Below are 570 nucleotides of genomic sequence, written 5' to 3'. Positions count from 1 at the left end.
ATGCTGATATCAGCATGAGCAAGAATATCGCGTAGAACCAAAATGTTTCCGCCATTCATCATGAAGTGGCTAGCAAATGAGTGTCTTAATACGTGCGATGCTTGACCAGAAGGGAGGCTTATGCCGAGTTTGTTCTTCAGGATATAGCAGAAAGGGGTATAGCATTGCTCGAAGAGTTTGCCTGAAGTGGGTTTATAGATCTCGTTGTAAAGTGTTTCAGAGATAGGTACAGAGCGATTCTTTTTTGTTTTAGTGTTGGTGAAGGTGACTTTATATTTGCTTAACTGAGAGCCTTTTCACACACCAAGTTCCTTCAATTTAGTGAACACAGTAAAACTAACTTTTCTAACAAGTATTGGAGCTGATCGAAGATGGTGTCGCACTGAGTACTAATGAATAATGCAGGGCTCAGGTAGGAGTATATTTGATGGGACTGGTGGTCGCAGACAATCAAGGCAAACCGATAACAACAAAGTAGAAGCCATTCAGATGGTCATCCAAATGGCTTATGAGAACCGAAATTAATTGGGATTTCTAGTTAAATATATTTCTATGGGATTAAAGTTAACA

Annotated in this window: 1 pseudogene; it reads right to left on the bottom strand. The window is 39.6% G+C overall.

What is annotated here, in order from left to right:
* Positions 1-296: pseudogene (locus tag BCT81_RS29860) on the bottom strand (integrase); the annotation flags it as partial.
* Positions 297-570 lie beyond the last annotated feature (274 nt).

The sequence above is a fragment of the Vibrio sp. 10N.261.52.A1 genome (assembly GCF_002876325.1).
Taxonomy (GTDB): Bacteria; Pseudomonadota; Gammaproteobacteria; order Enterobacterales; family Vibrionaceae; genus Vibrio; species Vibrio chagasii.
Note: the sequence above shows the minus strand (reverse complement) of the source record. Positions and strands in the feature narration are given on the sequence as shown.